Source organism: Paracholeplasma morum, from assembly GCF_016907055.1.
GTDB classification, from domain to species: Bacteria; Bacillota_I; Bacilli_A; order Acholeplasmatales; family UBA5453; genus Paracholeplasma; species Paracholeplasma morum.
Map to the genome: position 1 here is coordinate 104781 of NZ_JAFBBG010000003.1, position 10035 is coordinate 114815.

A 10035-nucleotide genomic window follows, 5' to 3' on the forward strand; every position below is an offset into this window, starting at 1 on the left:
AGTTAGGAACTATTTTAAAAAAGAATAGTTCCTTTTATATTTCATCGTCACGGTTGATTTACCACCCTATGTCTAGTATAATTTTCTATCGAAGGGGATTTGACCTCTTATTCTCTATGCGTTTGCATAGATAGATACTACTAAAACTAAACTCATATAAAACCAATTGGGATTTATGATGTAGATTTAATTTGAAAGGATAAAAATATGGATTACGTTATTAATGTATTACTGCTTTTAGTTGGATTCTTCTTTTTGGTTAAAGGGGCAGACTTATTCGTTGCTTCTTCATCCTCTATTGCAAAACGATTCAACATATCTTCACTTGTTATTGGATTAACACTCGTAGCATTTGGGACATCTTTACCTGAGCTAGCTGTTAGTTTTATAGCTTCAATCACGGTTGAACCAGGCGCAACTGCTGATATTGCAATGGGAAACGTCATCGGTTCAAGCATTGTTAATATCACACTTATTTTAGGACTTACAGCAATTGTAAGACCAGTAATTGTTTCAAAGACAATGCATAAAAAAGAGTTTCCATTTTTAATGGCAGCATCCATCTTAATTGCAATCTTAGCATTTTATTTTCAATCAGACGCTTTAATTGATAGATGGGAAGCGTTAATTCTATTAGTTATGTTTGCTGGATACATGTGGATCATGCTTACAACTTCTAAAGATGAAGTCGTTATAAAGACTTATGAAGTCATGGATATGAAAAAATCCATCCTACTTGTACTTGCCGGTGTAGTTGGTGTATCTCTTGGTGGATTCATGGTTACAAAAGGTGCAGAGAATATTGCTACAGAAATATTGGTTAACTTACTAGGAATGAGTACTTCTAAAGCAATTACCTTAGTTGGATTGTCTATTGTCGCACTTGGCACATCACTTCCAGAAATGGTAACAAGCGTCGTAGCGGCTAAAAAAGGCGAGAACGAGATTGCTTTTGGTAACTTAGTTGGATCCAATATATTCAATATGTTATTTATATTAGGTCTATCTGGTGTTGTTACGCCTCTAGGCATCAATGGAGACGTATTGATTGATATTATCATCATGCTTGGTATGACCACATTTGCCTTATTGTTTGCAATGACCAAAGGAAAAGTCAATAGAACCGAAGGTTATATATTAACATTTATGTACGTCTCTTATTTAGTTTATATTATTTTAAGAGCACTGGGGACCGTTTAATAGCTAGTTAAGAAAGTCAAAGAGTCAGATAACTTCTGACTTTTTTTGTTTATTAATCAAGTGAAAAACGCAAAATAGTAAGAACTTCAAAATATTTATAAAAAAATGCTTTGAATTTCAAAATAGTTATGTTACAATCTCAATAGTGCGCTATTTCCTAAATGTTTGTGCACATATAGTAAAAGTGAAGGAGGATAAAAAATGAGTAAATCACTAATACTAAAAGTTTCGAGAGTACTATTTGTTGTACTAATTGCAGTAAGCTTTTTCTTGCCTTTCGTAACAGGTCAAGTTTATAGCCCATTAGCAGCAGGATTCGTAAAGTTCAAGGATTCTTTATTTAATGTAACGGATTTTGCAGAAAGACTTGGAAATACTTCAGACAGCCCACAATTATTCGTATATCTATATATGGTATTGGTTGTTGCTTTAGCGGCAGTTCTATTCTTAAAAGAAGCATATGCTAGAATTGCTAATCTAGTTGTCATTGGTGTAGGATTAATTATCCATGGTTATGTATATTTCCAAGTGTTTATCGACAAGTCACCAGAACTTGAAGCAGCTTTAAAAGTAGTGCATCCACAACTTGGACACACGCTAACAATGAATATCGGCTTTGGCTTTTTCTTTGGATTAGTCGTTATCGCGTTGGCAGCATTATTTGAGTTTTTTGGCGAAAAAGTACTTAAGGCTTAAAAAACGCTACTCCTAATCTATAAATCCTATTAAAGAACTGTCCAATGGGCAGTTCTTTTTCTTCCTAATAAGTTGTTATTAAAAAGAAAGTATGATATGATTACTATGCTTCATAAAAAGACAAACCATATTTGGTATTATATAAGTTATAAAACGCATGTTGTTGACACTAGAACCTTTTAAATCTTTATTCCGTATGAGAATTTAATAGACTGATCAAAAGCGCCCTATAGCTTTAAAAAGCGCTTTTTATTTTTTATTAGTTATTCATACAAGGAGAACACATGACATTTGAACAATTAAACATTATTAAACCGATTTTAGAGGCAGTAAGTAAGATGGGCTACATTACACCATCCCCTATTCAAGAAGTATCTATTCCAGTTTTATTATCAGGTAAAGACTTACTTGCGAGTGCTCAAACAGGCACTGGTAAAACCGCTGCGTTTGCGATTCCTATCATCCAACAAATTAGTGGATTTGATCGTAGGATTTATCAAAAACAACACATTCACGCATTAATACTCGCACCAACTCGTGAACTAGCAGAACAGATTAAAGACAATTTTAGATACTATAGCGAGAACTTATCTTTAAACACTGAAGTTATCTATGGCGGTGTTTCTCAAAAAAACCAAGAGAAAGCCTTGAACCGTGGGGTGGAAGTTTTGATTGCCACACCGGGAAGACTGCTAGATCTAATGGATCAAGGGTTAATTACATTACAACATGTGAAATACTTTGTATTAGATGAGGCTGACCGTATGTTGGATATGGGCTTTATTAGAGATGTAAGAAAGATTGTAACTTACATACCTAAAACACGACAAACTGCTCTATTTTCTGCAACAATGCCAAAAGAAATCATCAAACTAGCAGAAGAACTATTAACAGAACCTGTGAGAGTTGAGATTACACCTCCAGAAGCAATGGTAGAGAAAATCGATCAAAAGTTATTCCATGTATCCAAGAAAAACAAGACTAACCTATTGCTTGATTTAATGAAAAACAAAAACATGCAATCCATATTGGTTTTTACAAGAACCAAACATGGAGCAAATAAACTGGTCAAGGAACTAACGTCCTACGGCGTAAAACTTAGTGCCATTCATGGAAATAAATCCCAAAATCAGAGATTACAAGCCCTAAATGACTTCAAAAATGGTAAAATCAGAGTGTTGGTTGCTACAGACATTGCAGCTAGAGGGATTGATATAGATGAGTTATCCCACGTCGTTAACTATGACCTACCAGAAACCCCAGAAACTTACGTTCACAGAATGGGAAGAACGGGTAGAAGAGGACTAACTGGAGAAGCCTATACTTTCTGTTCACCAGATGAAATCAAGCTATTAGATGCTATCGAAAAACATATAAAAATGCCAATCGAAGTGATGGATAACCATGACTATCATATTGTAAAAGGGGTTGCTCAAGAATCAAAACCACTTCCTAGGAATACGGAAGAAAAAGGACATGGTTCTAAAGGTGGTTTTAGAAATCACAACAAACCTAAAGAATCACGATTCGAAAAACCATACAAACGCGAGAACGCCTCATCAACTGGGCAATCTAAAGAATCAAGTGTAATAAGTAAAAAGTCAAAAGACGAAAGAAATTACTCTTTTTCTAAGAAATCGAAACCACAAAAATCGACTCAAAAATACTCCAAAAGAGAAGAGTCTATCAGTCAAGTATATTTCAAGAGAAAAAAGTCTCACTAACTTACTAACTCACTAACTCATTAATAAATTTTGAAGCGCTATACAAGTAGCGTTTCTTTTTTCTATAAAAACACAATATAACACAGTTGGCACTTGACTATTGACATTGCCAAAAATATTGATAAAATTAATATTGGAGGCGATATTATGGCAAAGACAAATGCTTTTAAAACGGAATCTCAGAAACTGTTACATTTAGTAACACACTCAATATATACACAAAAAGAAATCTTCTTACGTGAACTGATTTCTAACGCAAGTGATGCGATAGATAAGAGACATTTTCTATCACTCACTAATGAAAAAGTAACGTCAGATGGGTATAAAATCGAGATTTCTATGGATAAAGAGTTTAAAACATTAACGATTAAAGACAATGGAATTGGGTTTACTGAAGAAGAATTGGTTGAGAACTTAGGAACGATTGCACAAAGTGGTTCAAAACAATTCATCGAGCAATTAGACAAAAATGATACAAACATCATTGGTCAATTTGGCGTAGGATTCTATAGTGCTTTTATTGTCGCGAAGTCTGTCAAAGTACTAACGAAATCCCCTTTCTCTGATACAGGATATGTTTGGGAAAGTGATGGGGTTTCTACCTATCAAATCGATACCTATGATAAAACAGATGTTGGGACAGAAATCATTCTTACTTTAAGAGATAACATCGAAGACGAAGAATCAGAGACATTTGATCAGTTCTTAGACGAGTTTGAGATCAAACAACTAGTCAAAAAATACAGTGACTACGTAAGATATCCGATTTATATAAAGGGAGACAATAAGCCACTTAACCAAATGACTCCACTTTGGAAACGTTCTAAACAAGATATTAAAGAAGAAGACCTAAATGCTTTCTATAAGCATCAATTTAATGATTTTGAAGATCCTTTACATGTAATTCATATGAATATTGAAGGCATGCTAACCTATCAAGCCTTACTATTTATACCTAAAAAACCTGCATACAACTTCTACTCAGAAACCTATGAAAAAGGCCTTCAACTCTACTCAAAAGGCGTATTTATTCAAGATAAAAACAAAGACTTAATCCCTGATCACTTTAAGTTTGTAAAAGGCATTGTAGATAGCTCAGATTTATCACTAAATATCTCTAGAGAACTCCTACAACACGACAGACAACTTAAGAAGATAGCGTCCAACATTGAGAAGAAAATCAAGAGTGAGTTAGAAAAGATGCTTGAAAATGATAGAGAACGTTACATTACCCTATTTGATCAATACAAGAATACGTTAAAATACGGAATCTATCAAAGCTTTGGCGTAAACAAAGAACTTCTCCAAGACTTAATCTTATTCAAAACGAATTTAAGTGATGAATACATCACATTCAAAGAATATGTTTCTCGCAAGAAAGAAGACCAAAAAGAAATATACTATGCGACTGGTAAATCAAAGACTCAAATTATGAACCTTCCACAAATGGATATCATCAATGAAAAAGGGTATGAAGTATTGTTATTTACGGATGAAATTGATGAGTTCATGATTCAAATAATGAACAGCTATGAAGAATTACCATTTAAGTCCATTCAAACAGCTAACTTAGACGTTACCGATGAAATTAAGAAAAAAGAAGTAGAAGAAAAAGCTAAAACTCATCACGACCTGCTTCTGGCCATTAAGGAAAACTTATCAGGAAAAGTTTCTATGGTTAAGTTATCTACCAGATTAAAGGATTCACCTGTTTGTATTGTTTCTGGAGAAGGATTATCTTTAGAAATGGAAAACATCCTAAAACAAATGCCAAACAGTCAAGAAGTAAAAGCTGAACGTATCCTTGAACTAAACCCTGATCATAAGTTCTTTGAAGTAATTAAGAAAGTATATAAGGATTCGCCAGAACAACTTAAGAACTACTCAACACTACTGTATAATCAAGCATTAATCATTGAAGGGCTACCAATGGAAGATCCTTTGGAATATATTACTGCAATGAATGAACTTTTACTAAAGTAAAATAATCGATTGAAAGTTGTCCTAAGGCAACTTTCAGTCTTTTTTTTGGTATAATAAAGAGACATAAGGGTGTGGAAACATGCGTTGGATAATGTTTATAAAACTGTTTCGTGAAATATTTCATAAAAAGCGATTGCCAAACATCGATTATATTCAAAAACAAGGCCTATTGGCAGTCAAAATCGCACAGACTTTCGCATTAAGAATTGATTTTCTTAATGAAAAGACGTGTACCCATCTAGCAAAACTATACACTAAAACAGTACCTATCCCTAATGAAGATTTTTTGAGTTTAATAGAAAAATATGCCAGACTAGGTTTTCTCAATAACTTTGAATCGATTGAAGAGACGCCAATTGGCAGTGCATCTATAGGCCAAGTTCATAAAGCCAGATTATTAAATGGTGAAGAAGTCGTGATTAAGGTAATCAAAAAAGACTTCAAACTGAAGTTCCTAAAAGACGTAAAGTCATTAAGAAGATTCATTAAATTTATCCTATTCTTTTATCCAAAACTTAAAAAAGTGGCTGACCCTATTGGGATACTAGAACATATTGAATCCTATACATTAGCAGAACTCGATATGAGAAATGAAATCCGTAATGGAAGAGAACTTAAGAACATTCAAACGAGGTATGAGGGTGTATTTGACCTATCAAGGTTAAAGTTTCCCAAAATATACGAGTCATTATCCAATGAACATATTCTTGTTTCAGAGTATATAGAAGGCGAAACAATAGATTACTTATTAGAGACAAAATCATTAGATTTAAAGGATATTCTTGAGATATTTCATATTCATGGGTTTTATGTGTTCATTATTGGGACATTTCATGGGGATCTTCACCCAGGTAACATCATTAAGAAGGGTAATGATTTCTATTTTATCGACACAGGCGCCATTTCAACTGTAGGAAAGAAAATTCAATTAGGCTTATTTGATTTCATGGACAATCTGGCTTATTATGACTATTCTAATTGTGCTATAGCACTCAATGACATGGCTTCGAAAGAAATATATGGTAGTCAATATGAAAGATACCTAGAGAAGTTTCTAAAGTTATATGAGGATTTTAAAAATAAAACGGTCAGTGAGGTATCGCTCACGAGAAAAATGATGGAAACCATTAAGCTGGGTGTTAATTCGGGCATGACATTTGAAAAAGGCATGTTTCCAATTATCAAAAGCATGATGTATTTGGACGGAATGGTCCTTAAAGGCGCGCCAAATACCATCTTAATGGTAGAGATGCGTACATTTTTAGAAGAGTTTCATAAAGCAAACGAGGTAATAAACATATGAAGAAAATCGCAATCATTGGGGCAGGTCCAGGTGGGTTAGCTGCCGGAATGGTATTAAGTAAAAAAGGATATGACATCCATATTTATGAAAAAGATCAACGCGTTGGTGGTAGATCACAAAGAATTACTATCGGAGACTATCAGTTTGATTTAGGCCCAACATGCCTTATGTATATCGATATACTAAGGGATGTGTTTAAGTTTGCTGGTTATGAGTTAGAAAAAGAGTTAGAAGTAATTAGATTAGATCATCTATACACACTCATGTTTAATGATGTAACGTTTAATATGAGTAAAGATCCAATCGACAATGCAAATATGTATGAACGATATTCCAAAGGGATGGGCGAAAGCTATTTGAACTGGTTGAATGCACAAGAAACTAAACTCAATGCGATTGAGTCCATTTTGAAAAGACCATTTCCAAACGTTTCTAATTACCTAAGAAAAGATGTCTTAAAAGCAATTCCTGAATTGAGACCAGCTCAATCAGTATATTCACACTTATCCAAGTTTAACCGAAATAGTAATTTCATCAATTCTTTATCGTTTCAGTCTAAGTATCTTGGGATGTCTTCCTTTGATGCGCCATCGGTATTCACAATTCTTCCTTATTTAGAGCATGCATTGGGTTTATACCATGTTAAAGGTGGACTTAATCAAATTAACGAGAAAATGGCAGAGCTTATCGAAAGAAATGGGGGAACCATTCATCTTTCAGCACCTGTTGAAAAAATAGTAGTCGAAAACAAAAATGCAAAAGGTCTTGTTGTGAGTGGACAGTTTTTTCCTTTTGATGAAGTAATAGTGAATGCAGATTTTTCTTATGCAATGACAAATCTCATAGAAGAAAAACACTTAAGAAAACACAAACCTCATAAACTAGAGAAAATGAAGTATAGTATCTCGACTTTTATGATCTATTTAGGATTAGACAAAAAGTTCGACTTTGCCCATCATGAGATTATATTCTCGAAGAACTATGAAGCGTACTTGAATGGGCTTGCTAAAGGGGAATATTCTGATGATTTAAGCATATATCTACATAATCCATCGCTAATGGATGATTCATACGCACCTAAAAACCATTCAAGCCTTTACTTATTAGTTCCAGTACCAAACCTTAGAACGCCGAAGGATTGGGAAAGAGATAAGGATCAACTATACAGTCAAGCAATCGATCTTGTAGAGAGAAAGCACGGAATCAACATTCGAAATCACATCACTACATCTAAGGTCATTACACCTCAAGATTGGGAATCTACCTATAATGTAAAATATGGAGCAGTATTCAATTTAGCCCATAACCTTGGCCAAATGTTAGCATTTAGACCGCAAAATAAATACAAAGATATCAATCATTTGTATTTGGTTGGTGGTGGGACACATCCAGGGAGTGGATTACCAACTATTTATCAGTCGGCAATTATTTTAAATGAGTATTTATAATTTAGTAATAAAATATTTTTATCTTAATCATTAGCGCGTTTAATATAAGTTTGATAGAATAGAAATGAGGTGATCTGTTTGAAAATAGGATTCATTTTTAATCCCGAAAGTGGAAAAGGCAAAATTGAAAAAAACCATCGAAGAATTGTTCAATCATTTACAGATAAAGGTCACGAAGTAGAAGTATTAAAAACTACAAAACAAAACGACGCAATGCTGTTTGCATCAAAACCGGGCTATGATCTTATATTGGTCGCTGGGGGAGATGGAACACTTAATGAAGTAGTTAACGGCATAATGACTCTAGAAGTGAAACCTAAGATTGGGTACATACCAACTGGAACGGTTAATGACGTTGCACATCTTTTAGGGATTCCAAGAAATGTTAAGAAGGCAGTCAAGCTCATACTTGGAGATGGTGTCTCAAGAAAAATGGACATCGCCAAACTAAATGACACGTATTTTACCTATGCAGCAGCGACAGGTAAATTTGCAAAAGCAAGCTATGATATCAAGCGTTCCGATAAGAAAAGATTCGGGGCACTTGCTTATGTAGTACGTGGAATAACAGATATGTTTTATGACTACAAGATACCTCTTAGAATTGAATATGATCATGGCATAATCGAACGAACGTTCACGTTACTCTTATTCTTAAATGGTCCGAGAGTGGGTGGAGTAAATCTATTCTTAATTAGAAAATCCAAACTTAATGATGGCATTTTGGAAGCCAGATTATTCGAAAGAAGAGGATTGCTAACCCTGTTCAAAGTGTTATCATTCTTTGCACTAGGGGGTCTTGTGACTAAGGGTGGTCATCAATTAAAATCATCCAGATATAGTATTAAAGCAGATCCAAAAGTAGAATGGAATACTGACGGTGAGCAAAAGGAACATGGTTCAGTAGACATAGTCGTTATTAAAGAAGCCATTGAGATATATGTATCCAAAAGAGCATCAAAGTATTTTTTCTAAACCATTCGCTTGAATGGTTTTTTATTTCTTAATCTGATAATATTACAATAATATGACAAGTAAAACTTACAAAAAGAAGAGCTAATACTCTTAAATTTAAAGCCGATACTAATTTGCTGATAGTGATTGAATTAAATATGATTTCAACATCAAAGTAAACAATACATCAAAAATAAAAAATAGGTATATTAGTCAATAAAGCATTAAAAACCAAAAACGCTGTTACATATTAATTTTCAGGTTTCAAAATCCCGTAAAACAGCTTATTAATGAGATTTATCGGACAAAAAATATGCATGATTTTACGGATTAATGACATAATATTAAGTACTGTGGCAGGACTTCTTATGTCCCACTTAGAAGAAAAAGGTGAAAAATAAGATAAACAGTGTTCAGTAGTCAGAACACTTGTAAAATTAGCCATGTTAAAAAATCATTATTAATTAACTATTTTATATAAAATCTATAAATCGTATACAATACTTCTGTCTAATTAATAATTACAAAATGATCCGCAATAAAAAATAAAAGTATTAGAAATTTTTATTGTCTTAATTTATTGTAACAAAGCGATTTTCTATTATTTATTCAGTCAAAAATATGAGCACTTTTTTTTGCGAATAAAAAAATATTATAAAAAAAACATTCATGATTCAAGAATATATTTTCTCGTTATTTATATTTTTTATAATAAATTTATTAGCCT

At 33.3% G+C, this 10035-nt stretch carries 7 protein-coding genes; all 7 read left to right on the forward strand.

Features of this window, described 5'->3' with window-relative positions:
• The first annotated feature begins 207 nt into the window (after nt 1-207).
• The 7 genes from JN09_RS02630 to JN09_RS02660 all read left to right on the forward strand — a co-directional run bounded on the left by JN09_RS02630 (nt 208) and on the right by JN09_RS02660 (nt 9329).
• Entirely contained in the window at nt 208-1200 is a 993-nt protein-coding gene (locus tag JN09_RS02630; protein WP_204432365.1) for a calcium/sodium antiporter, read from the forward strand.
• 201 nt (nt 1201-1401) lie between these two features.
• Nucleotides 1402-1896, forward strand: a complete 495-nt coding sequence (locus tag JN09_RS02635; RefSeq protein WP_204432366.1) for a hypothetical protein — start codon at nt 1402-1404, stop codon at nt 1894-1896.
• A gap of 284 nt (nt 1897-2180) precedes the next feature.
• Nucleotides 2181-3620: a DEAD/DEAH box helicase gene (locus JN09_RS02640; RefSeq protein ID WP_204432367.1), complete on the forward strand. Its 1440-nt coding sequence runs from the start codon at nt 2181-2183 to the stop codon at nt 3618-3620.
• Nucleotides 3621-3767: 147 nt separating this feature from the next.
• The gene (gene htpG, locus JN09_RS02645) at nt 3768-5603 is read left to right on the forward strand and encodes a molecular chaperone HtpG (RefSeq protein ID WP_204432368.1); all 1836 of its coding nucleotides are present in this window, start codon (nt 3768-3770) and stop codon (nt 5601-5603) included.
• Nucleotides 5604-5682: 79 nt separating this feature from the next.
• Complete coding sequence (locus tag JN09_RS02650) at nt 5683-6906, forward strand: AarF/ABC1/UbiB kinase family protein (protein ID WP_204432369.1); 1224 nt, start codon at nt 5683-5685, stop codon at nt 6904-6906.
• Nucleotides 6903-8354, forward strand: coding sequence for a phytoene desaturase family protein (locus JN09_RS02655; protein WP_204432370.1), 1452 nt, complete (start codon nt 6903-6905; stop codon nt 8352-8354). Before JN09_RS02650 ends, JN09_RS02655 begins: the two co-directional genes overlap by 4 nt.
• A 78-nt stretch (nt 8355-8432) precedes the next feature.
• Nucleotides 8433-9329, forward strand: coding sequence for a diacylglycerol/lipid kinase family protein (locus JN09_RS02660; RefSeq protein WP_204432371.1), 897 nt, complete (start codon nt 8433-8435; stop codon nt 9327-9329).
• The last annotated feature ends 706 nt before the right edge of the window (nt 9330-10035 follow it).